Consider the following 23727-nt stretch of genomic DNA (forward strand, 5'->3'; position numbering starts at 1 on the left):
GATTATGAACAAACAAACCTATAAAGAAATTTTAACCATTGCCTTTCCAGCCATGGGGGAAAACCTTCTCCAGATGTTAATGGGAGTAGTAGACTCTTATCTAGTAGCCAGTATTGGCATCGTAGCTTTGTCTGGAGTTTCCCTTGCTAATAATATTTTAGCCGTCTATCAGGCGGTTTTTATTGCCCTAGCAGCAGCGGTGTCTTCTCGTTTGGCTCAGACTTTGGGTGAAGAGGACTCAGAAGGCATTGGAGGAACTGCTAGTGAAAGTGTCAAGTTTCCAGTTTTTATCGGTCTCCTTTTAGGGATTTTTTCAGTTCTGGCAGGTCCAATAGTACTTACTAGCTTGGGAGCAGAGTCAGAAGTGGTACAGGCTGGAGGTCTTTATTTGATATTGGTTGGTGGGGGAGCGCTTTTTTTGGGACTTATGACAAGTTTGAGTGCAATCTTACGAACCTTGGGGGAACCACGTTTTCCTATGTATATCAGCCTGCTTTCTAACATTTTAAATGCACTATTTTCAGCATTTGCAGTCTTTGTGCTTCATGCAGATGTAGCAGGGGTTGCGATTGGAACGGTATTATCGCGATTGATTGGTTGTAGCCTGCTTTGGTCTCGCTTACCAATTTCTTTAAAACCATGGACCTGGTCCTTTGATAAAGAACTGCTTAGACTTGCCCTGCCAGCAACTGGTGAACGGTTGATGATGCGGGTGGGAGATGTGGTAGTCGTAGCTTTGATTACCAGCTTAGGAACAGCGACGGTAGCTGGAAATGCGATTGGAGAAACCCTGACGCAGTTTAATTATATGCCGGCTTTAGGGATTGCTACCGCGACAATCATCCTTACAGCGAAACACAGACAGGATAAGGCTATGGTCCGACATATTTTTCGAACAAGCTTTAGTCTTTCTTTGCTGTTTATGTTTTTGGTAGCTGGTGTGACTCATTTTGCGGGGCCTTTCCTAATCAGTCTTTATACTAAGGATATTCAAGTAGCACAAGCTGGTCAAACAGTATTATTTTATGCCATGTTGGGAGTTCCCTTTACAGCTGGTACTCTTATTTTAACCGCCTTGTGGCAAGGTTTAGGAAATGCTAGATTACCCTTTTATGCCACAACTATCGGTATGTGGCTAGTGCGGATTGGCATAGCTTATTTACTTGTAACATTTTTTAAAATCGGTTTGTCAGCCATTTGGCTTGCAACGATTTTAGATAATGCCTTCCGAGCAGGGATGCTATTTTTTCAGTATAGGTATTCAAAACAAGAATCAATTTAAGATAAGGCTAAGAAAACTTTCAGTTTCTTTTAAGTTAGTAGCTATATACTATATTCAAGCTAGAAATAGCGAACAACTTTACTGAATTTCATTCAGTATCGTCATCCGTAAGAGCTAAAGCTCAAACGGCTGGCATATCTTTTTCATATAATCTCCTAGAGAACAGTCGACCGCGGTCGGCTGTTTTCGTGTCTTCTATTCTCGGACAAAAATGGTATAATGGTAGTGATTGTATAAGGAGAAAAGTATGTCGGTAGTAGGAAAAGCAAATGGGAAAATCATTTTGATGGGAGAACATGCGGTGGTCTATGGCCAGCCTGCAATTGCCATGCCTTTTTCTGCTGTAGAAATTACAGCCCAGGTGACTGCCCAAGGCCAGGCACTTAGTGTAGCCTGTGACTTCTATGAAGGACTGGTTCACAAGATGCCCAAAATCTGGGAAAGCCTCAAGCATGCCATCCGCTTTTCGCTCTATCGTATTGGTGCACCGACAGATCCAGCGATTCATATCGAGATCAGTTCGACTATTCCCGCCGAGCGCGGCATGGGCTCTAGTGCAGCCGTGGCAGTTGCAGTTGCACGCGCCCTCTTTGCCTACTATGAAAAAGAACTGACCGACAGCGAACTCTGGGACATCGTCCAGTCTTCGGAAAAAATTGCTCACGGCAATCCATCAGGCATTGATGCGGCGACCACCAGCGGCAAGTCCCCCGTCTTCTTTATCAAGCACCAACCCATCGAACCCTTGGAGCTGAAACTCCGTGCCCACTTGGTAGTGGCTGATACAGGCGTGACGGGAAACACCTTAGAAGCCATTTCAGACGTGGCGGATTTGTTGGAGAAAAAGCCAGAGGCTATCCAGCTAGTAGAAGAACTGGGCAACTTGACCCGACAGGCCAAGGAAGATTTAGCCACAGACCATGCAGAGCTTCTAGGTGGCAGAATGAACCAAGCTCATGCCCTCCTGCAAAAATTAGGCGTGTCTGACCCCAGACTGGATAAGCTAGTCAGCCTCGCCCAAGAAAATGGAGCCCTCGGAGCCAAATTAACCGGTGGCGGACGAGGGGGCTGCATGATTGCCCTAGCCAGAACAGCCCAGGATGCCCAAAATCTTGCACACATCCTTGACCAAGCAGGTGCCCGCCAAACCTGGATACAGTACTTAGGAGAAACCAATGACTAAACAAACAGGCATTGCCCGTGCCCATACCAATATTGCCTTGATTAAATACTGGGGAAAACGTGATAAGGAATTATTCCTACCTATGAATTCCAGTCTATCCCTGACCCTTGACGCATTTTATACCGATACCAAGGTCGTTTTTGACCCAGAATTAACTGCGGATGAGTTCTATCTCAACGGAATCTTACAAAAAGAAAAAGAAATTTTAAAAATTTCTCGATTTTTGGATTTGTTTTGCGAATATATAGGTGAAAGGGCATTTGCCCGAGTGGAAAGTCTAAATTTTGTTCCGACTGCAGCTGGCTTGGCCAGCTCAGCATCAGCCTTCGCAGCACTTGCACTTGCAACCGCAACTGCCTTGGATTTAGATTTGTCACCAGCCACCCTATCAACCCTTGCTCGCAGGGGTTCTGGCTCCAGTACCCGCAGCCTATTCGGTGGATTTGTCGAGTGGGATATGGGAACGGGTTCGGAAGATTCTATGGCCCATCCCATTGACGATGCCGATTGGGATATTGCCATGGTCGTCTTAGCCGTCAATACTGGACCGAAGAAGATTGCTAGTCGAGAGGGAATGGACCACACGGTTGCCACCTCACCATTTTATTCCGCCTGGGTAGAAACCGCCAAACAAGACATGGTGGACATCAAGGCAGCCATTGCCAGCCGTGATTTTGAAAAACTTGGTCAAATCACAGAGCACAATGGTATGAAAATGCATGCAACAACGCTTTCTGCCAATCCGCCCTTTACCTACTGGTCAGCCGATAGCCTAATGGCCCAAGAGGCAGTCCGTCAGGTTCGTGAGGCAAGTGGCTTATCAGCCTACATGACCATGGATGCCGGACCAAATGTCAAGGTCCTCTGCCGAGCAAGTCAAATGGACGAGCTAGTAGCTGAATTGGCCAAAGTCATCCCAAGAGAGAAAATCATTACCAGCAAGCCTGGTCCTGCGGCCTACGTCCTCAGTGAAGACGAGTGGCAGGTATCGCAAGCAGCGTTTGAAAAGGGCTTGTAGCATGAAAGTACAAGTAAAGATACCTGGAAAACTCTTTCTAGCAGGGGAATATGCAGTCGTCGAGGCAGGCTATCCTGCAGTGATTGTGGCCCTTGACCAATACCTGACTGTCACCATTGAACCAAGTGACCGAGGCCTCCTTCATTCCAGCCAGCAAGCAGACCTCTATCTGATCTGGGAGCGTAAGGAAGGTACCGTTCATATCCAAGGGGACCATCCCTATGCTCTGATTGAAACAGCCATGCAGGTAACAGAAGCCTATCTGACAGCCAAAGGTCAGTCCTGTCAAGCAACCTACAGCCTAGCGGTCCAATCTGATCTGGATGACCAGACTTCAGGTGCCAAGTATGGCTTGGGCTCGTCAGGGGCAGTGACGGTTGCGACGGTCAAGGCCCTGCTAACCTACTACGGTCACCGACCAGATGCCCTGCTGACCTACAAGCTGGCAGCCCTGGTCCAGACCAAGCTAGGCATGACGGGTTCCTTTGGTGACTTGGCGGCTTCCAGTTTTGGTGGCTTGATCGCCTATCATTCCCTGGACCGTTCTTGGCTTTTAGGGAAAATGGCAGAGCTGTCCCTGCTTGATCTGGTAGAAAGTGATTGGCAGGGTTTGTCCATCAGCTCTATCCAGCTACCTGAAGGTTTAGACCTTTTGGTTGGCTGGACAGGGTCGGCGGCTTCGACAGATCGATTGGTTTCCCAGATGGAAAGCCAAAAAAGTCAGGCAGAAAAAGAGCACATTCATAGCCAGTTTCTAGCCGACGCCAAGACCTGTGTAGAGCGGTTGATAGTAGCTTGTCAGACAAATGACTCAGCGTCAGTAAGACAGGCCATTTCTCAGAACCGCAAGCTCTTACAAGACTTTGCGAGAGGAATGGGCTTGGTCATTGAAACGCCTCAACTGAGCCAACTCTGTGACCTGGCCCAGACTTATGGAGCGGTGGCCAAATCATCTGGTGCAGGCGGTGGAGACTGCGGCATTTGCTTGGTAGACAGTACGGAACAAAAAGTAGCGATTGAGAAGGCTTGGCAACAAGCCGGCATTCTTCCACTCCAACTAAAGATCACAAGTAGAGAATAAGGAGAACCCTATGTTTTATCTAGGAGAATTTGGTTTAGACCGCAAGGATCAACACGTTGGCTTGGCCAACCAGCAATACAGTACCACACCGGCCAAGGACTTTACGGAGACCTTGTTTGTCCATCATTCCCTACCTCAGACCAAGGTGGATGAAGTGGATATTTCGACCAGTGTAGCTGGTTTGGACTTTGCCTTTCCTTTCTTCATCAATGCCATGACAGGTGGAAGCAAGAAGACGCGGGAAATCAATCGCCTCTTGGGAATTATGGGGCATTTTGGGAAGATTGCTCTGGCTTCAGGCTCGGTTAGTGCGGCGATCAAGGATCCGTCTGTTGCGGAAACCTTCTCCGTTATGCGTCGGGAAAATCCTTATGGCATTATTTTTGCCAATCTAGGTGCCCACCACAGTGTTGAGAACGCCAAACGGGCGGTGGATTTGTTGGAGGCCAATGCCATCCAAATCCATGTCAATGCACCCCAGGAGATTGTCATGCCTGAGGGAGACCGTGACTTTACTATGTGGTTGAAGAATATTGAAACCTTGGTGAGGGAGATGGAAGTACCGGTCATCGTCAAGGAAGTTGGTTTTGGTATGAGTCGTGAAACAGTGGCCCAGCTGGCTTCTGTCGGTGTCAAGACCATTGATGTGTCTGGGACTGGGGGGACGGATTTTGCCAAGATTGAAAATGCCCGTCGGACCTTCAATGATTATACCTACTTAGAGGGTTGGGGTCAGTCAACTGTGACATCCTTGGTGGAAGCCATGTCTGTCCCTGAAGAAGTTCGCCCAAGTTTGATTGCATCTGGTGGTATTAAGACGCCACTAGATATTGTCAAATCATTGGCCCTCGGTGCAGACCTTGTTGGTATGTCCAATCATTTCCTTCAGTATGTCAAGGATGGTAAGGGGCATCGTTTTGATGACGGCCTGCAGGCTATTAAGACTTATCAATGGCAGATGGCTGAAATCATGACCATGCTGGGTGCTAAAAACATCGCAGAACTCCGTCAGAAAGATTTGGTCTTGGCTCCAAATGTACAAAACTGGTGCGAAGCGCGTGGGATTGACTGGAAAGCCTATGCCCGTCGGTCACAATTGGTAAAATAAATACGTACGTTAGAGGTAGAAACTAGACGATTTCTACCTTTTTCTGCATATTTATGTTAAAATAAATGAAAATTTAGAAGAGGTGTTCAGATGAAAGCTATTGTTACAGTTGTCGGAAAAGACAAGTCAGGAATCGTTGCAGGTGTTGCGACTAAGATTGCGGAATTGGGTTTGAATATTGATGACATTTCCCAGACTGTTTTGGATGAGTATTTTACCATGATGGCGGTGGTGTCATCAGATGAGAAGCAAGATTTCACGCAACTTCGTTCAGAATTGGATGCCTTTGGTCAAAGTTTGAACGTGAAAATCAACATTCAAAGTGCGGCGATTTTTGATGCTATGCACAACTTGTAAGGAGAACAATCATGGACATTAGACAGGTTAGAGAAACCATTGAGATGATTGAGGAGCAGCACTTCGACATTCGGACCATTACCATGGGGATTTCCCTTTTGGACTGTATCGACTCGGACATCGATAAGGCTGCGGAAAAAGTGTACACCAAAATTGTAACCAAGGCCAAGAACTTGGTAGCGGTCGGTGATGAGATTGCGGCGGAGCTAGGCATTCCCATTGTCAACAAACGGGTGTCGGTAACGCCTATTGCTTTGATTGGTGCGGCGACGGATGCCACGGATTATCTTCCCTTGGCTCATGCCTTGGACAAGGCGGCTCATGAGATTGGCATCGATTTTATCGGAGGCTTTTCAGCTCTGGTTCAAAAGGGCTACCAGAAAGGGGATGAAATCCTCATCAACTCTATACCGCAGGCATTGGCCCAAACGACAAAAGTCTGCTCGTCAGTCAACATCGGATCGACCAAGACGGGCATCAATATGACTGCCGTGCGGGATATGGGGCGGATCATCAAGGAGACGGCGGAGGCTTCTGATATGGGGGCGGCCAAGCTGGTGGTCTTTGCTAATGCGGTCGAGGACAATCCTTTCATGGCGGGTGCCTTCCATGGTGTCGGCGAGGCGGATGTGGTCATCAATGTCGGCGTGTCTGGTCCTGGTGTGGTCAAGCGTGCCCTTGAAAAAGTGCGTGGTGAGAGTTTTGACGTGGTGGCTGAAACCGTTAAGAAGACGGCCTTCAAGATTACCCGTATCGGGCAGTTGGTCGGCAATATGGCTAGCGAACGCCTGGGTGTCAAGTTCGGGATTGTGGACTTGTCCCTTGCTCCGACGCCAGCCGTTGGAGACTCAGTAGCTCGGGTCTTGGAGGAAATGGGTTTAGAAACCGTAGGTACGCACGGAACGACTGCTGCCCTGGCTTTGCTCAATGACGCAGTCAAAAAAGGTGGGGTCATGGCCTGCAACCAAGTAGGTGGCTTGTCAGGTGCCTTTATCCCTGTGTCTGAGGACGAGGGCATGATTGCTGCGGTGCAAAATGGCTCGCTCAACCTTGAAAAATTGGAAGCTATGACGGCTATCTGTTCTGTTGGTTTGGACATGATTGCTATTCCAGAAACAACGCCAGCTGAAACCATTGCGGCTATGATTGCGGATGAGGCGGCGATTGGAGTTATCAACCAGAAAACCACTGCGGTCCGTATTATTCCGCTTGGCAAAGAAGGGGATATGATTGAATTTGGCGGGCTTCTGGGAACAGCCCCTGTCATGAAGGTCAATCGGGCTTCGTCTGCTGACTTTATCAACCGTGGTGGACAAATTCCAGCACCGATTCATAGTTTTAAGAACTAAATTGATTGTTTAGGTCGATTTGAGATGGAAGGTCGAAATGACAAGAACTCGTCGTCAGAAATCTTTGAAGACTTAAAAAAAGAACGGCTTAAGGAGTATTATTCTGGGAGGGCTCGTTTTCCTGATAGAATTAAAGCTGAACTATTCGTTATAAAATGCCAACGATTAAAAAAGGAAATCGGAGAAAGAAACCTAGTGCGATCTTATCTTTGTCCAGCTTGTCATGCCTGGCAGGTTACAAGTCATAAATAAAGAAGACCGATTATTAGTACTCGTTTTATAAAGTGAAATGCAAGAAAAATAGGCTCTCTAAGACAGTGGTGGGTAAAACCATCACTAAGCTTAGGGAGCCTATTTGAATAGAGGCAAATGTCTCAGATAACTTACAAGATGATGTAGTTAAACTCACATTGGGAGGGGGCATATTGTCAGGTAAGCGATTCTTGATATTTGAGTCTAGAAATTGAATTTAGTTTATTCCTCGAAAGTCAGATAAAAGGGAGAACTATCAATTTAAAATGTATCATTCACCTACTTTTTGTTTTTGCATATAATTTGCAATTAGGAAAAACAAAAGTGTATATCCTACAATGACTGTAATCGATTGAGTCAAATTAGTTGAGTGGCCATCAATATTTTTTCCTAAATTTGAAATATAATACTGAGGAAAAATATAATGTATCTTATCTTGTATAGAACCTTTTTTTACAGAGAATAATGCACCCGAAAGAAGCATAGTCAGAACAGATACCATTGTTCCTATTAATAGCGCCCCTTGATTTTTTTTAGTCCAGGTGGATAAAACCATTCCAAAGTTTGCTGAAAATACCTCAATTAGGAGGATATATAGTACTAAGTTCCACGATATATCAAGATCAAACAATGGGAATAAAATTAAGCTGCTTAATAAATTCGTAATAGATAAAATTAAAAAATTAAACATTACCTGCTGTAGAACATAAGAAAAGTTTGATACTCCGCTTAGATAGATTCGTTTATCTAGACCATTTCTATCATCAAAATAGAATCTATACAGTATTAATGATAGTATCATAGAACTCATAGCCATAACAGTAATAATAATTTTATAATGATTATTACCGCTAGAAGTAGAAGCAGTTAATGATTTTCCTTTATTTAAATACTGACTTAATTTCTTGCCTAAAGTTGAATTTCTTACTGTAGTTACTTTATATTTTCCATCCTCTTTACTAATATATGCGTCGTACTTACCAGTTATTAAATTAACATAGTAATCCTTGTCCCTTTCTACTTCCTCGACAGAAATGTTGGTATTGCTCATTTCTAATAGTTCAATTGCAGTTTTTGTTACACCGATTTTTACCTTTTGGCTTTCCATTGTTACAACAAACGATGTTGCTGCAATAGTTACAAAAACTAGCAAAAAAGATATAAGAATATATGATTTTTCTTTCAAAAAACGTTGCAAGTTATTTCTTAAGATAATAAATTTCATTTTACTCTCCAAAATTTTCAGGCCGATATTTAAAGTGAATGATAATTAAAAATAGTACTGAACATAGTAACAAAATTGATAACGTATTAAAATATGAACTATAATTTTTATCGTAAATGATACTAAAAAATGTTGACATCACTTTTGAAATTGGAGATAAGGTAGACAAATTAGCAACTTTTTTCCCAAATATATACATCGGAAAGAATAAACCAGATAGAATTGCTAAAACATTAATAGCTAAATTTAAAATTTTTGTTGCAATATCTTCGCTTTTTAGTAACACACAGAAAGCACCTCCAAATGTGATAGAAAAGGTTACCAAAGCTAAGTCAAGTAATAAACTATAGGCGATATTAGTTTTACCATAGTTTACTAACCCTGTGCTATTAAAAACAAGCATATAAATTGCTAGTATAAAATACGAAATAGAAATAGAAACGATTAATTTGGATAAATAAATCTTGTAACGTGGAATCGGCGAATATACAATCCTGTAATTTGCATACTTCACGTTACTTCCAAATAATAATTCGGGTAATATAATTACAGTTGCCATTGATAAATAAATCATCATCGTAACACCATAATAATCATATGATGTTAAAATATCGTCACTAAAAATCGAACCGAATACAAACCCTGTTACTAATATCAGGACAACCGGATAAATTAGTAGATACATCATGATTGGTTTATTCTTTAAAAGATTTATCGTATCTTGTTTCATTATTGTTAACATTACAGACCCCACTATTAATCTCTTAATTTTTTCCCAGTTAGTAGCAAGAAAACATCTTCTAAATTTTTCTTGACCATTGTAATACTAGTAATATTTAGATTGAACTTGATTAAAACCTCCAGTACAGCATTAATCGGCATGGCCTCCTCACCTATACTAAAGATTATCTCAAACTCACCGTTTTGATTCACCTCTTCAACATTTGTTAATTCACGAATTTCATCTAACACTGCTGGAGAGAACTGCTGATCTACTCTAACTTGATAATTAGAATTACTATAATGTTCTAAAATATCATCAAGTGAATCATTCAAAAGTACTACCCCTCCATCCATGATAATGACACGGTCACAAATTTGTTGTACTTCTTCCATATAATGAGTTGTGTAAATGATAGTAGCTCCCTCATCCCTTAAATTCTTAATTGAATCTAGAATATGATTCCTAGATTGTGGATCAATACCCACAGTTGGTTCATCAAAAATAATCAATTTAGGGCTGTGTGCTATTGCACATGCAATATTCAGACGTCTTTTCATACCACCAGAAAAAGTTGACGGTTTATCATCTTTTCTGTCTTCAAGTCCTACTTTTTTTAATGCATTTTCAACTTTTTCATTGATTTCACTTTTTTTAACTCCATATAAAGAAGCAAAGAATTTGACATTCTGTGAGGCTGAGATATCTTCATAAATCGCTAATTCTTGGGGAACAATTCCGAGTTGTTTCTTTACATCCTTGATGGACAAATTTTCATTATTAAAATATATTATTTCGCCTTCATCAGATTGTAATAAGGTAGATAAAATATTTATTGTCGTGCTTTTTCCCGCACCATTTGGTCCTAGGAAACCAAGAATCTCACCTTTTGTAACATTAAAATTTAAATTATCTAATGCTTTTCTTCCGTTTTTATACGTTTTTGATAGTTTTTTGACTTCTAAAAGATTTTCCATTATTTCTTCCCTCATTCTTTAATAATTCCTTTTTAATATTAAACATACCTTGTTTTCTTATCAATTCAGTTTGAATTTCTAAACCATCCATTTTAAAATTATCAGAACTAATTCTTACTCATTGAAACTAATACTAAAAATAATATTTACTAATTTTTCTATATACCTCTCTTTTTCATCCTCACTACCAAATTTTGAAAAGCTAGGGTAGGAATTCTGAATTAAATTCATAATCATTTTTGCTTCTAGAAAAGGTGGATTTTCTTGTAGTTCTGGATTAATAACTGTAAGTATCTCTACAACAATGGAAACCATTTTTTGATTAAAATACATCATTAATTCTTGAAACTCTTCATCTTTTCTTGAAAGTAACAGAATATCACTATTTAAAAAACGATTTTCCCAATTATTATCTATTCCATTAATTAGAAATTCTTTGAATTTAATTTCTGAACGAATATTTTTTCCTGTAACTTCTTTTCGTAAGACTTCCATTTGCTTTAAAGAATAGTTGAAAAATGTCTTGATTAATTCTTTAAAGACATCTTCCTTACTACTAAAATAATTATAAAAAACTCCCACAGAAACTCCTGCAGCCTTTGTAATCTCTTTTGTTGTAATAGAAGTTATGCTTCTATCCTTTAAGAGAGCGTCTGTAGCCTTTATTAATTTTTGTTTATTATCATCTTTTGCCATAGTTGTTACCTCAACATAATTTTTTATTTCCATACATGAATTATAACTCATTTAAATTTTGTTTTCAAGCATTTTTCTGAACCCTATCTCATATTTTGAATTGATATTTAGAATATATGAACAAAAATTCACCTAAAAGACATCTTTATATATTATAATAAACTCATAATTCAATAGAATAAAATAAATGGGACTCCAATTTTTCTCCAAACCGATTGCGACAAGCAGTCGGTTTTTTGCTATACTTATACTCAATGAAAATCAAAAGCAGGCTAGGCGACGCAGATGCAGATAGAACTGGAGTTCATCAAATCAAGTCAACAACGTTTGCTTTTGATTTTCGAAGGGTATTAATAGTAAGAAAAGACAAGGAGAACACTATGGCAGATGTAAGATTATATATTTCTCGACATGGGAAAACCATGTTTAATACCATCGGGCGCGTGCAGGGTTGGTGTGATACACCGCTGACCAAGGCTGGTGAGGAAGGAATTCGTGAACTGGGCTTGGGGCTCAAGGATGCGGGTCTTGAATTTAAACTAGCCGTATCCAGTGACCTGGGGCGGACCGTTCAGACCATGACCATTGCCCAGCGTGAGTTGGGAATTTTGGGAAAAATCCCATATTACCAAGACAAGCGTATCCGTGAATGGTGCTTTGGTAGTTTCGAGGGCATGTATGATGCCGAGCTTTTTCAAGGTGTCCTGCCTCGTTTGAAAGGGACAGTTGATGCGACAGGCATGTCCTTTGCGGAAATCGCAGCAGGTATCCAAGAAGCAGACACCGCTGGATGGGCGGAATCATGGGAGGTTTTGAGCAATCGTATCTTGACAGGCTTTGAGGCTATCGCCCAAGACTTGGAAAAGCAAGGTGGCGGCAATGCCCTTGTGGTCAGTCACGGTATGACCATTGCAACCCTGGCTCATTTGTTGGAGCCAGAGCGTGGAGCCAATGTCTTCCTCGATAACGGCTCAATCACCGTCCTCAAATACGAAAATGGCAAGCTTTTAATTGAAGCAGTTGGCGACCTATCCTACCGCAAACGCGGAGCAGAATTGATTGCCCAAGGGGAATAAGATATAAAATCAGGGAGTTTTCTCTGATTTTTTTGTTGACTTATGTATCGAGATGCGATACAATTTGTATATCGAAGTTCGATGTATCGTAGTGCGAAAGGAGTTTTATGAACGATAAGTTAAAACGCGTCTATGTTCCCATGACAGAGACAGCCTTCTATATTCTCTTTCATTTACAGGAAGAACGGCATGGTTACGATATTACCCAGAAGACCAAGGAAGTCACGGCAGGTCAGGTCGTGATTAGCCCGGGAACCATGTACGGCACCCTGTCGAAAATGGAGAAGGACGGATTGATTGCCTTTGTCAGAGAAGAAGACAAGCGAAAGTTTTACAAAATAACAGCAACAGGTCGAGAAATTCTAGGCATAGAATTGGCTCGAATCGAACGCCTTTATCGAAATAGCAAGGGGGAAAGTTATGGAAACTAAGACAGAATGTAAAGTATTTTTTATCACAGATTTCAATCAACAGGCACGCTACCTTAGTGAAATGCATAAGAAGGGGTGGAAGCTAGTTAAAATTAGCTGGAGCTTGTTTTATCATTTTGAAAAATGTGAGCCAGAGGATGTCGCCTACCAAGTTGATTTTAAAGAAAGTAAAAACAAGGATAGAGAATCCTATCTACGCATGTACGAGGACTATGGTTGGGAATTTGTCACATCATGCCAAAACTTCGTTATTTTTAGGAAGGCAGCTGTAAAGGGAGATCTTGAGATATACGGCGATAGGGAAAGCAAAGTGGAATTTGTTAAAACAATCATCCAAAGACGTTATTTACTATCCTTAGGACTTTATTTCATTTTGATAGGGGTGAATCTGAATGAGCATCATTATGTACTTACACTTATTCTTTCCGCTATCTATATCCCTCTCTTGCTGTTGATTGGATACCGTTTTTATCGACTTGTAAAAAACAACTAGGTCCTCAGACTGATTTTTAGCACTCTAGGTAAAAGAGTGCTAATTTTTTGTCTTTTTCTCTTGACAATCCATTTTTTCGGCGTATAATGGGAGTATAAAGTTTAGCACTCATCGTTATAGAGTGCTAAAAATATAAAAATCAACACTGTTCATGAAAGGAGCGGAGATGATTACCCAACGTCAAAATGATATTTTGAATCTGATTGTTGAATTGTTTACGCGCCATCATGAGCCAGTTGGTTCTAAAGCCTTACAGGAGATGATTGCTTCTAGTTCGGCGACCATTCGCAATGATATGGCTAAGCTGGAGCAGTTGGGCTTGCTAGAAAAAGCTCATACTTCAAGCGGTCGGATGCCCAGTCGGGCTGGTTTTCAATACTTTGTCAATCACTCGCTTAACTTGGAAAACATCAATGAAGAAGATGTTTATCAGGTGGTCAAGGCCTTCGATTTTGAAGCCTTCAAGTTGGAAGACATCTTGGAGCGGGCCAGTACAGTCCTAGCGGATTTGACAGGCTACACTTCGGTCATCTTAGATGTGGAGCCGACCAGTCAGCAGTTGACTTCCTTTGACATCGTGCAGCTTAGTAGCCACGATGCTCTAGCAGTCTTGACCTTGGACCAGTCCAAACCTGTTACCGTCCAGTTTGCCATTCCCAAGAACTTTTTGACCAGGGACTTGGAAGTGCTCAAACGCTTGGTGGATGAACGCTTCGTTGACCAGACGGTATTGGCAATCCACTACAAGCTGCGGACGGAGATTCCCCAGGTGGTGCAACGTTACTTTACCACGACGGACAATGTCTTGGATCTGATGGATTACATCTTTTCCAATCTCTTCCAAGAACCAGTCTTTATCAGTGGAAAGGTTGCTTCGCTGACCTATGGCAATCTCGCCACCTATCAGCTCTTGGATAGCCCACAGCTATTAGCCCCAGAGTTGCGGCAAGGCTTGGCGCCAAACCAGCAGACCAGCATTTCTGTGGCGGAACATAGGGATCCTGCCCTAGCGGATGTGACAGTCATTCATCATCGCTTTCCAATCCCCTATCGGGGCATGGCCCAGATGAGTTTGCTTGGTCCTGTTGACATGGACTACCGTAGGCAGATGAGTTTGATTAACATCATCAGCCGCGTCCTATTTATGAAATTAACCGATTACTACCGATATCTAAGTAGTAATCATTATGAGGTAAATTAGAAGGAGAATGCTTTGTCAGAAGAAATCAAAAACGAAGAAATCGTAGAAGAGGTTGAAACAACAGAAGAAGTTGTCGAAGCTCCTGAAAAATCAGAATTGGATTTGGCAAATGAGCGTGCAGAGGAATTTGAAAACAAGTACCTCCGTGCCCACGCTGAAATGCAAAATATTCAACGCCGTGCCAACGAGGAACGCCAAAACATTCAGCGTTACCGTTCGCAAGACTTGGCCAAGAAAATCTTGCCGAGCTTGGATAACTTGGAGCGTGCCCTTCAAGTCGAAGGCCTGACAGAAGATGTCAAAAAAGGCTTGGAAATGGTACAGGAAAGCTTGATTCAAGCCCTCAAAGAAGAAGGGGTAGAAGAAGTCGCAACAGATGTCTTTGACCCAAATCTTCACATGGCCATTCAAACCGTCCCAGCCACAGACGACTGCCCAGCAGAACACATCGCACAAGTCTTCCAAAAAGGCTACAAGTTGCATGAACGTCTGTTGAGACCTGCTATGGTGGTGGTATCAGAATAACTTAGTCTTCCAGTTTATCTTTAATTACTTCGACGGCAGAGGAAACTCCGTTTCCTTATTTCCAACTTCAAATAAAAGAGATTATTTGAACTCGCCTTGCCGTACTCCAGTACTGTCTTCGGCAGTAGTACGAATTTCATTCGTTTATTCCCCACCTTTAACAGTCTATTCAAAGACTGTTAAAGCTAGTAATAAAAGTAAACTGAAACACTAAGGTCGCTCTGCTATTTTCCAAAAAAGAAAACCTGACCGAAATGTCGTTAAACTAGGCGAAAATATTATGTAGGGTAAAACCTAACTAATGATGTAGTAGAAAAAACTTAAAAAAGAGGTATTTATAATGAGCAAAATTATCGGTATTGACTTAGGTACAACAAACTCAGCAGTTGCAGTTCTTGAAGGAACTGAATCAAAAATCATCGCAAACCCAGAAGGAAACCGCACAACTCCGTCTGTTGTGTCTTTCAAAAATGGTGAAATCATCGTTGGTGATGCGGCAAAACGCCAAGCGGTAACTAACCCAGATACAATCATTTCTATCAAATCAAAAATGGGAACTTCTGAAAAAGTTTCAGCAAACGGCAAAGAATACACACCACAAGAAATTTCAGCTATGATCCTTCAATATTTGAAAGGCTACGCTGAAGAATACCTTGGTGAAAAAGTAACCAAAGCCGTTATCACTGTTCCTGCTTACTTCAACGATGCCCAACGTCAAGCAACAAAAGACGCTGGTAAAATCGCAGGTCTTGAAGTAGAACGTATCGTCAACGAACCAACTGCAGCAGCCCTTGCTTACGGTTTGGACAAAACTGACAAAGACGAGAAAATCTTGGTATTTGACCTTGGTGGTGGTACTTTCGACGTATCTATCCTTGAACTTGGTGACGGTGTCTTTGATGTACTTGCAACAGCAGGTGACAACAAGCTCGGTGGTGACGACTTTGACCAAAAGATTATCGACCACATGGTAGCAGAATTCAAGAAAGAAAACGGCATCGACTTGTCAGCTGACAAAATGGCCCTTCAACGTTTGAAAGATGCGGCTGAAAAAGCTAAGAAAGACCTTTCAGGTGTAACATCAACTCAAATCAGCTTGCCGTTCATCACTGCAGGGGCAGCAGGTCCGCTTCACTTGGAAATGACATTGACACGTGCCAAATTCGACGAATTGACTTACGACCTTGTAGAACGTACAAAAGTACCTGTTCGTCAAGCTCTTTCAGATGCAGGCCTTAGCTTGTCAGAAATTGACGAAGTCATCCTTGTCGGTGGTTCAACTCGTATCCCAGCTGTTGTAGAAGCTGTTAAAGCTGAAACTGGTAAAGAGCCTAACAAATCTGTGAACCCTGACGAAGTTGTTGCTATGGGTGCGGCAATCCAAGGTGGTGTCATCACTGGTGATGTCAAAGACGTTGTCCTCCTTGACGTAACTCCATTGTCACTCGGTATCGAAACAATGGGTGGCGTATTTACAAAACTTATCGACCGCAACACAACCATCCCAACTTCTAAGTCACAAGTCTTCTCAACTGCGGCAGATAACCAGCCAGCTGTTGATATCCACGTGCTTCAAGGTGAGCGTCCAATGGCAGCAGACAACAAGACTCTTGGTCGCTTCCAATTGACAGACATCCCTGCAGCACCTCGTGGTATCCCACAAATCGAAGTAACATTTGACATCGACAAGAACGGTATCGTTTCTGTAAAAGCCAAAGACCTTGGTACACAAAAAGAACAAACCATCGTTATCCAGTCTAACTCAGGTTTGACAGATGAAGAAATCGACCGCATGATGAAAGATGCAGAAGCAAACGCGGAAGCAGATAAGAAACGTAAGGAAGAAGTGGACCTTCGTAACGATGTGGACCAAGCAATCTTTGCGACTGAGAAAACGCTGAAAGAAACTGAAGGCAAAGGCTTCGACGCAGAACGCGACCAAGCTCAAGCAGCTCTTGATGAGTTGAAAGCAGCTCAAGAGGCTAACAACTTGGACGACATGAAAGCGAAACTTGAAAACCTCAACGAAAAAGCCCAAGCTCTTGCAGTGAAACTCTATGAACAAGCCGCAGCAGCACAACAAGCAGCCGCAGGACAAGAAGGTGCCCAAACAGCTAACAACGCAGGCGATGATGTCGTAGACGGCGAGTTTACTGAAAAATAAGATGTGAGAGCGTAAAAAGAACGACAGAAAAATAGGAACTTGACGCTGAATGCTTGCATTCTAAGGAAAGTTATCTTTTTTCAGAAGTTCTTAGCTCGAACTCAGTTCTCATCTTCTCGAGAATAGAAATCATTCGTCAATAAAATTTCCAATCACAGAGGTTGCAACCCAGCCTCTGTTTTTGGGCAAATAGCTAATGAGGAGGTTTTTCATGAAAAAAGTTGCTTGTTTGCTTTATCCTAATTTTTCTCTTTATGAGATAGCTCCGTTGACTAGCATATTGGTGTTGAACTTTGGGAGAAAGATTGATTTTATTGCTTCCACTAAGGAAACGATTTATTCGGAGGACGGTCTACCTTGTTATGCCAATAAAACCTTAGAAGAGGTAAATATAGAGGAATATGATTGTATTCTTTGCCCAGGGATGATTGACTTTACTCAGGCTTTACGAGATGAATGCCTCATTCGATTTCTTGCAGGTTTAGATGGTAAGCCAATCAAAATTGCAGCAATTTCTTCAGCACCTATCCTACTTGCCAAGGCTGGATTGTTGAAACAGACTCTTTACACAGGTGGTATTTGGCAAAATTTTATCGACTATTTTGATTTTTTGCCTAGGGAAAATTTTCGTCCCTTACCAGTCTGTGAGGATGGCAATATCATTACAGGAACAGGTTTTACAGTCAATGCCTTTTCTCGTCAGGTTTTGACCAGTCTTGCTTTGGTTGAAGATGCAAGTAGGTGTTTTAAAGAGTTGGACAATTACTCTGAGGAAGATTTTATTTTTGAGCTATCTGACAAAGAATTTGAAGAGTTCAAAGTGACATTTGAAAAAATGCCTTAGCTAATTTTTATAGAAAGGAAAGTGTTCTCGACTGAACACGGGCTACTTTCTAATTTTCAAAGAAAGGAATACAAGTTCGTTTATTCGAACACAGGCTAAAAACCTAGTGAAAAAGATAAACTTCCTAGTGTGTTTTACACACTGCGTCAGTTTCCTATTTTCATACGGTTTTCTTAACGCCTTTTGTATCATAAACTATGAACAACACAGAATTTTACGATCGTCTTGGTGTTTCTAAGAATGCTTCGCCAGACGAGATTAAGAAGGCTTATCGGAAGCTTTCAAAAAAATACCATCCAGATATTAATAAGGATCCGGGTGCGGAGGATAAATACAAGGAGGTCCAAGAGGCTTATGAGACTCTGAGCGACCCTCAAAAACGGTCTGCCTATGACCAGTATGGTCCTGCGGGCGCCAATGGAGGCTTCGGTGGTGGAGCAGGTGGCTTCGGTGGTTTCGACGGAGCAGGTTTCGGTGGCTTTGAAGACATTTTCTCTAGCTTCTTTGGTGGAGGTGGTGCGACGCGCAATCCTAATGCACCTCGTCAAGGGGATGACTTGCAGTATGCGGTCAACTTGAAGTTTGAAGAAGCCATTTTTGGTGTGGAACGTGAAGTTTCCTATAACCGTGAGGCAACTTGTCGAACCTGTACAGGTTCAGGTGCCCAACCTGGAACTAGTCCTGTAACCTGTGGGCGTTGTCATGGTTCTGGAGTGATCAATGTGGACACCCAAACTCCACTTGGAACCATGCGCCGTCAAATGACCTGTGATGTCTGTCATGGTCGCGGAAAACAAATCAAAGACCCATGTACAACCTGTCATGGAACTGGTCATGAAAAACAAGCCCATACTGTGACGGTTAAGGTGCCAGCTGGTGTGGAAACTGGTCAACGTATTCGCTTGGCAGGTCAAGGTGAAGCTGGTTTCAATGGTGGCCCATACGGAGATCTTTACGTTGTAGTTCAAGTTCAGGCATCAGACAAGTTTGAACGTGAAGGGACAACCATTTACTATAAATTAGACCTCAACTTTGTCCAAGCAGCACTTGGTGACACAGTTCATGTGCCAACGGTTCACGGTGATGTAGATATGGTCATTCCTGAAGGTACCCAGACTGGTAAGACCTTCCGACTCAAAGGAAAAGGTGCCCCAAGTGTCCGCGGTGGTGCCATCGGTGACCAATATGTGACGGTCAATATCGTCACTCCGACAGGTTTGAATGATCGCCAAAAAGCAGCTCTTAAAGAATTCGCGGCAGCAGGAAATATTGATGTCAAACCCCATAAAAAAGGATTTTTTGACAAGGTAAAAGATGCCTTTGAGGATTTATAAATCGAGATGAAGACTGGATAATTTCTAGTCTTTTTCTTTTTTCAGAAAAAACGCAGAAGCATTTTCACTCTCCTATACAAATAGTTTGTGATAAAATAAGTTTAATAAAGGAAAGAGAACGCTTACGAATGAAATCTTGGGTTGAGAATAAGACCATAAAAAAATACGAAGATCGGTCTGGCTTGACGGGTTTGAAACAGGGGCCACTGGTGTGGACCGAGGTCTTTTTGCGCGAGGTCAATCGTCAGTCCAATACAGGGATTTTACATTTTTGGCCCATGGACCAAACGGTTATTCTGGGGATGATGGACAGTCAGGTTGCCCAGCTGGACAAGGGCTTAGCCAGTATTGGTCAGGCAGGCTACAGTCCTATCATTCGGAGTTTGGGCGGTTTGGCAGTCGTTGCGGATGAAGGGATTTTGAATGTCACTCTGATTTTGCCCAATCCTGCTGGTCATAAGGTTGATTTGCGGGAGTCTTATCAGGTCATGGTGGATTTGATTGCTCAGGCGCTTTCGGATTTTCCCTTCGAGGTGGTCAGTGGTGAGGTGGCAACTTCCTACTGTCCTGGGACCTACGACCTTAGCATCAAGGGGCAGAAGTTTGCTGGATTGGCCCAGCGGATTTACCAAGAGGCCATTGCTATTTCTGCCTATATCAGTGTGTCAGGCAATCAAGTCAAACGAGGGCAAGTGGTGGCTGATTTTTATGCAGCCAGTTTTGCTCCGCAAGAAGTATCGGACAGATTTCCGCAAGTAAATCCGGATTCGATGGCCAATCTGTCAGACTTGGTCGGTCAGGATGTGACGGTGGAGGATATGAAAACACGAATTGAGCGTGTCTTGATTGAAAACGGATCTTTTCTGACCACCTTTTATCCCTCGTCGGACAACATGGCTGATTTTATGGCGCTCGGAAAGACCATCAAGCAGTCTATGGAAAAATATGGAATTTAGGAGAAAATCTATGAAATGGAAAGATGCGACAGCTATGGCCCAGGCTGTCAATCAAAAACAGGTTTCTGCCAAGGAGTTGGTGCAAGAATCCATTGACAGGATTGAAAAACTCAATCCCGACCTCAATGCGGTTGTCAGCAAGCAATATGAAGAAGCCTTGAAAGAAGCGGAGAAAGAAGACTATCTGGGCAAGCCATTTGCTGGAGTTCCTTTCTTGCTCAAGGATCTGGGGCAAAATGAAGCGGGGCAATTGTCAACAGCAGGCTCACGTCTATTTCAGGATTACCGTGCAGGTCACACAGACAGACTGGTGCAGGCTTTCAAGAATCTCGGTTTTATCATCTTGGGGCGGACCAATACGCCAGAGTTTGGTTTTAAGAATATATCAGACTCCAACCTTCATGGGCCGGTCAAGCTCCCCCTAAATCTGAGTCGCAATGCAGGTGGATCCAGTGGTGGTGCAGCAGCAGCGGTGGCTTCGAGCATGGTTCCCTTGGCAGCTGCTTCGGATGGTGGAGGGTCTATTCGCATTCCCGCCTCTTTCAACGGTTTGATTGGTCTAAAGCCCAGTCGGGGCCGTATTCCGGTCGGACCACATTCCTATCGTGGCTGGCAGGGAGCTTCCAGCAACTTTGCTCTGACCAAGTCGGTTCGCGATACCAAACGCCTCCTCTATCACTTGCAGACCTATCAAGTCGAGGCTCCCTTTCCTTTGGCTCTTCTGCCTGAGCAGTCTCTCTTTTCATCCAGGAACAAGCCCCTGAAAATTGCCTACGGTCTAGAATCGCCAATTGGCAGTTCGGTTTCTGCTGATGCCAAACAAGCTGTCTTGTCCCTTCTGCCTCAGCTGGAAGCCTTGGGACACCAAGTCACAGAGCTATCAAGTCCTATCCTGGACGGTATCGAAGTCATGCAGGCCTATTATCTGATGAACAGCGTCGAGACAGCCCAGATGTTTGAAGAGATAGAGGTAGGGTTGGGTCGGCCCATGACACCTGATGACATGGAAGTCATGACCTGGGCCATTTACCAGAGTGGACAAACCATTCCAGCCAAGCTCTACTCCAAGGTTCTGCAGGATTGGGACCGCTACAGTGCCAGTATGGCGGACTTTCACCAGCACTACGACCTCTTTCTGACGCCGACCGTGGCAGATGTGGCTCCTAAGCTAGACCAGTTCACTCACTCGCAAGAGATGCTGGACCGCTTGTTGTATATTCAGGAGTTGGCAATGGCAGAGCAGCAGAGTTTGATTTGGGAGATGTTTGCAGAAAGTCTGGCCTGGACACCCTTTACCCAGCAAGCAAATATCACAGGACAACCTTCGATTAGTCTGCCAACTTATGTGCGGGCTGACGGCTTGCCAATCGGCATCCAATTGACAGCAGCCAAGGGACGAGAGGATTTACTCTTGCAGTTGGCAGACCAAATGGAGGCAGCAGATTTACTCAACTTGTAAGGGAATTCATTTTTTCAGTTCAATTATTTGCCAAAACGTTTCCAAAATGTTAACCTGTAAAAGTTGGTGGGTTAACACCGAAAAAGTAAAAAGGAAGCCATCGCTTCCAAAGGAGATTGTTTTATGTTGAAAAAAGTTTTGGCCTCAGCTCTCTTGGTTTCTACCTTGACCTTGGCAGCATGTTCTAGCTCAAGTTCTAATACTAGCAGTTCTTCTGCTGAACAAACTCAATGGGAAAAAGTACAAGAAGCAGGTGTCTTGAAGGTTGCAACACCAGGTACCCTCTTCCCAACTTCTTACTACAACGATGCTAAAGAATTGGTCGGTTATGAAATTGACATGATCAATGAAATTGGTAAACGTTTGAAATTGGAAATCGAATACCAAGAAATCGGTGTGGCAGAAGCCTTTACAGCTGTTGACAGTGGGAAAGTCGATATTTCTGTGAACAACTTTGACATGACAGAAGCTCGTAAGGAAAAGTATAACTTCTCTATCCCTTACAAGTATTCAGTTGGCGGCTACATCGTTCGTGAAGATGGATCTTCTGGTATTGAAGCTGCAGACTTAAGTGACTGGGCTGGTAAAAAAGCAGGTGGTGGAGCTGGTACTCAGTATATGAAAATTGCTGAGAAGCAAGGTGCAGAGCCAGTTATTTATGACAATGTGACCAACGATGTCTATTTGCGTGATGTATCAACAGGTCGTACAGACTTCATTCCAAACGACTACTACACACAAGTCATGGCCATCAAATGGGCAAATGCTAACTTCCCAGACATCAAAGTGAAGATGGGTGATGCAAAATACAATCCAACTGAACAAGGTATTGTCATGAGCAAGGCTGACACAAGCTTGAAAGAAAAAATTGACCAAGCTCTTGAAGCAATGAAAGCTGACGGAACTTTGAAGGCAATTTCTGAGAAATACTATGCAGGACAAGATTTGACAATCCCTGTTGAAAATGCTGATAAATTGCCAGTTATCGAAGTTGAATAAGAATTAATATAAAATTATAGTCTTTTAGTTTACTTTTAGTACTCGCTCCAAAGGTTCGGGGAACCTTCGGAGGTTGGAGATAATACTTGCAAAGCAAGTCACTTTTACAAAATCAGGCAAGGCGAGTTCAAACAGTCCAGTGGAGTGTTTGAAGTTGGAAATAAGGAAACGGAGTTTCCTCTTACGTCGAAGTAATAAAAGAAAAACTAAATGACGATAAATGCATCTTGTATAGACTTTGTCAGTCACAGACTGGCAAGGTCTATCTGGTTTTTAGGAAAGAGGAGAAAATATGGATATTAACTGGCAGGCAGTTTTTAATGCAGATATTGCAAGAGAGGCTATTCCACAGATTTTGGAGGGACTTCCCTACACTCTATCCCTATCCCTAATTGGTTTTGCCTTGGGGACTTTCTGTGGATTTTTTGTAGCCCTCATGCGGATGTCTAAGTTTGGACCCTTGCGTTGGTTGGCTATGGCCCATATTTCTCTCATGCGTGGTATTCCCCTCATGGTTCTTCTTTTCTTCATCTATTTTGGTCTGCCCTTTATGGGATTGCAGTTAGATGCCATAACAGCCTCTATCATCGCCTTTACTTCCATGTCCAGTGCCTACATTTCTGAAATTATTCGTGCATCTCTTTCAGCCATTGATAAGGGGCAATGGGAAGCGGCACGTTCCCTGGGTTTGCGGACCAATGTGATTTATCGAAAAATCATCATTCCTCAAGCCTTTCGCATTGCCCTTCCACCCCTTAGCAACGTCCTCTTAGACATGGTCAAAAGTACCTCTCTGACAGCTATGATTACGGTGCCAGAGATTTTCAATAAGGCCAAGATAGTCGGCGGAGCCAAGTCTGACTACATGACAGTTTATATCTGTGTTGCCCTTATTTATTGGGTCATCTGTACCCTTTATGCATTTGGTCAGTTACAACTAGAAAAACGCTTGGCGACTTATTAAAAAATTCCTCGGTTCAGTTGAATCGAGGAATT

General features: G+C 42.8%; 23 protein-coding genes. 19 read left to right on the top strand and 4 right to left on the bottom strand.

What is annotated here, in order from left to right:
- Positions 1–4: 4 nt before the first annotated feature.
- From SST62_RS0108610 to SST62_RS0108640, 7 genes are all read left to right on the top strand, one after another.
- A complete protein-coding gene (locus tag SST62_RS0108610; protein WP_029187018.1) occupies positions 5–1282 on the top strand; it encodes an MATE family efflux transporter in 1278 nt (425 codons plus the stop codon).
- Between the two features lie 247 nt (positions 1283–1529).
- Positions 1530–2465, top strand: a complete 936-nt coding sequence (gene mvk, locus SST62_RS0108615) for a mevalonate kinase (RefSeq protein ID WP_029187019.1) — start codon at positions 1530–1532, stop codon at positions 2463–2465.
- Entirely contained in the window at positions 2458–3483 is a 1026-nt protein-coding gene (gene mvaD, locus SST62_RS0108620) for a diphosphomevalonate decarboxylase (RefSeq protein WP_029187020.1), read from the top strand. The genes mvk and mvaD overlap by 8 nt, the downstream gene beginning before the upstream one ends.
- 1 nt (position 3484) lies before the next feature.
- Positions 3485–4564 carry a phosphomevalonate kinase gene (locus tag SST62_RS0108625; RefSeq protein WP_029187021.1) on the top strand — a complete coding sequence of 360 codons (1080 nt, stop codon included), beginning with the start codon at positions 3485–3487 and terminating at the stop codon, positions 4562–4564.
- Positions 4565–4574: 10 nt separating this feature from the next.
- The gene (gene fni, locus SST62_RS0108630; protein WP_029187022.1) at positions 4575–5672 is read left to right on the top strand and encodes a type 2 isopentenyl-diphosphate Delta-isomerase; all 1098 of its coding nucleotides are present in this window, start codon (positions 4575–4577) and stop codon (positions 5670–5672) included.
- Between the two features lie 90 nt (positions 5673–5762).
- A complete protein-coding gene (locus tag SST62_RS0108635; RefSeq protein ID WP_024384707.1) occupies positions 5763–6029 on the top strand; it encodes an ACT domain-containing protein in 267 nt (88 codons plus the stop codon).
- Between the two features lie 11 nt (positions 6030–6040).
- Complete coding sequence (locus SST62_RS0108640; protein ID WP_029187023.1) at positions 6041–7378, top strand: PFL family protein; 1338 nt, start codon at positions 6041–6043, stop codon at positions 7376–7378.
- Between the two features lie 523 nt (positions 7379–7901).
- On the opposite strand, the gene SST62_RS0108645 is transcribed toward SST62_RS0108640, so the two are convergent.
- The 4 genes from SST62_RS0108645 to SST62_RS0108660 form a co-directional block, all read right to left on the bottom strand.
- Positions 7902–8855, bottom strand: coding sequence for an ABC transporter permease (locus SST62_RS0108645; RefSeq protein ID WP_029187024.1), 954 nt, complete (start codon positions 8853–8855; stop codon positions 7902–7904).
- Position 8856: 1 nt separating this feature from the next.
- The gene (locus SST62_RS0108650; protein ID WP_029187025.1) at positions 8857–9597 is read right to left on the bottom strand and encodes an ABC transporter permease; all 741 of its coding nucleotides are present in this window, start codon (positions 9595–9597) and stop codon (positions 8857–8859) included.
- Between the two features lie 14 nt (positions 9598–9611).
- Positions 9612–10553, bottom strand: coding sequence for an ABC transporter ATP-binding protein (locus SST62_RS0108655; protein ID WP_029187026.1), 942 nt, complete (start codon positions 10551–10553; stop codon positions 9612–9614).
- Between the two features lie 114 nt (positions 10554–10667).
- The gene (locus SST62_RS0108660) at positions 10668–11282 is read right to left on the bottom strand and encodes a TetR/AcrR family transcriptional regulator (protein WP_228376857.1); all 615 of its coding nucleotides are present in this window, start codon (positions 11280–11282) and stop codon (positions 10668–10670) included.
- 347 nt (positions 11283–11629) lie between these two features.
- Between SST62_RS0108660 and SST62_RS0108665 the strand changes: the two genes are divergently transcribed.
- The 12 genes from SST62_RS0108665 (at position 11630) to SST62_RS0108725 (ending at position 23695) form a co-directional block, all read left to right on the top strand.
- Positions 11630–12325 carry a histidine phosphatase family protein gene (locus SST62_RS0108665; RefSeq protein WP_029187028.1) on the top strand — a complete coding sequence of 232 codons (696 nt, stop codon included), beginning with the start codon at positions 11630–11632 and terminating at the stop codon, positions 12323–12325.
- A 107-nt stretch (positions 12326–12432) separates the two neighbouring features.
- The gene (locus tag SST62_RS0108670; RefSeq protein ID WP_029187029.1) at positions 12433–12756 is read left to right on the top strand and encodes a PadR family transcriptional regulator; all 324 of its coding nucleotides are present in this window, start codon (positions 12433–12435) and stop codon (positions 12754–12756) included.
- Positions 12746–13249, top strand: a complete 504-nt coding sequence (locus SST62_RS0108675; RefSeq protein ID WP_029187030.1) for a DUF2812 domain-containing protein — start codon at positions 12746–12748, stop codon at positions 13247–13249. Before SST62_RS0108670 ends, SST62_RS0108675 begins: the two co-directional genes overlap by 11 nt.
- 166 nt (positions 13250–13415) lie before the next feature.
- Positions 13416–14450: a heat-inducible transcriptional repressor HrcA gene (gene hrcA / locus SST62_RS0108680; protein WP_029187031.1), complete on the top strand. Its 1035-nt coding sequence runs from the start codon at positions 13416–13418 to the stop codon at positions 14448–14450.
- Positions 14451–14462: 12 nt separating this feature from the next.
- Positions 14463–14975, top strand: a complete 513-nt coding sequence (gene grpE, locus SST62_RS0108685) for a nucleotide exchange factor GrpE (RefSeq protein ID WP_029187032.1) — start codon at positions 14463–14465, stop codon at positions 14973–14975.
- 340 nt (positions 14976–15315) lie between these two features.
- A complete protein-coding gene (gene dnaK / locus SST62_RS0108690) occupies positions 15316–17139 on the top strand; it encodes a molecular chaperone DnaK (RefSeq protein ID WP_002943084.1) in 1824 nt (607 codons plus the stop codon).
- A gap of 211 nt (positions 17140–17350) precedes the next feature.
- Positions 17351–17983, top strand: coding sequence for a DJ-1/PfpI family protein (locus tag SST62_RS0108700; protein WP_029187033.1), 633 nt, complete (start codon positions 17351–17353; stop codon positions 17981–17983).
- Positions 17984–18180: 197 nt separating this feature from the next.
- Positions 18181–19317 (top strand): molecular chaperone DnaJ, encoded by a 1137-nt coding sequence (gene dnaJ / locus SST62_RS0108705; protein WP_029187034.1) that lies wholly within the window; start codon positions 18181–18183, stop codon positions 19315–19317.
- 128 nt (positions 19318–19445) lie between these two features.
- A complete protein-coding gene (locus tag SST62_RS0108710; RefSeq protein WP_029187035.1) occupies positions 19446–20273 on the top strand; it encodes a lipoate--protein ligase family protein in 828 nt (275 codons plus the stop codon).
- Between the two features lie 10 nt (positions 20274–20283).
- A complete protein-coding gene (locus tag SST62_RS0108715) occupies positions 20284–21732 on the top strand; it encodes an amidase (protein ID WP_029187036.1) in 1449 nt (482 codons plus the stop codon).
- Between the two features lie 123 nt (positions 21733–21855).
- Positions 21856–22731: a transporter substrate-binding domain-containing protein gene (locus SST62_RS0108720; protein WP_029187037.1), complete on the top strand. Its 876-nt coding sequence runs from the start codon at positions 21856–21858 to the stop codon at positions 22729–22731.
- A gap of 292 nt (positions 22732–23023) precedes the next feature.
- The gene (locus SST62_RS0108725; RefSeq protein ID WP_029171960.1) at positions 23024–23695 is read left to right on the top strand and encodes an amino acid ABC transporter permease; all 672 of its coding nucleotides are present in this window, start codon (positions 23024–23026) and stop codon (positions 23693–23695) included.
- Positions 23696–23727 lie beyond the last annotated feature (32 nt).

This window comes from Streptococcus suis YS56, from assembly GCF_000440115.1.
In the GTDB taxonomy this organism is placed as follows: Bacteria; Bacillota; Bacilli; order Lactobacillales; family Streptococcaceae; genus Streptococcus; species Streptococcus suis_L.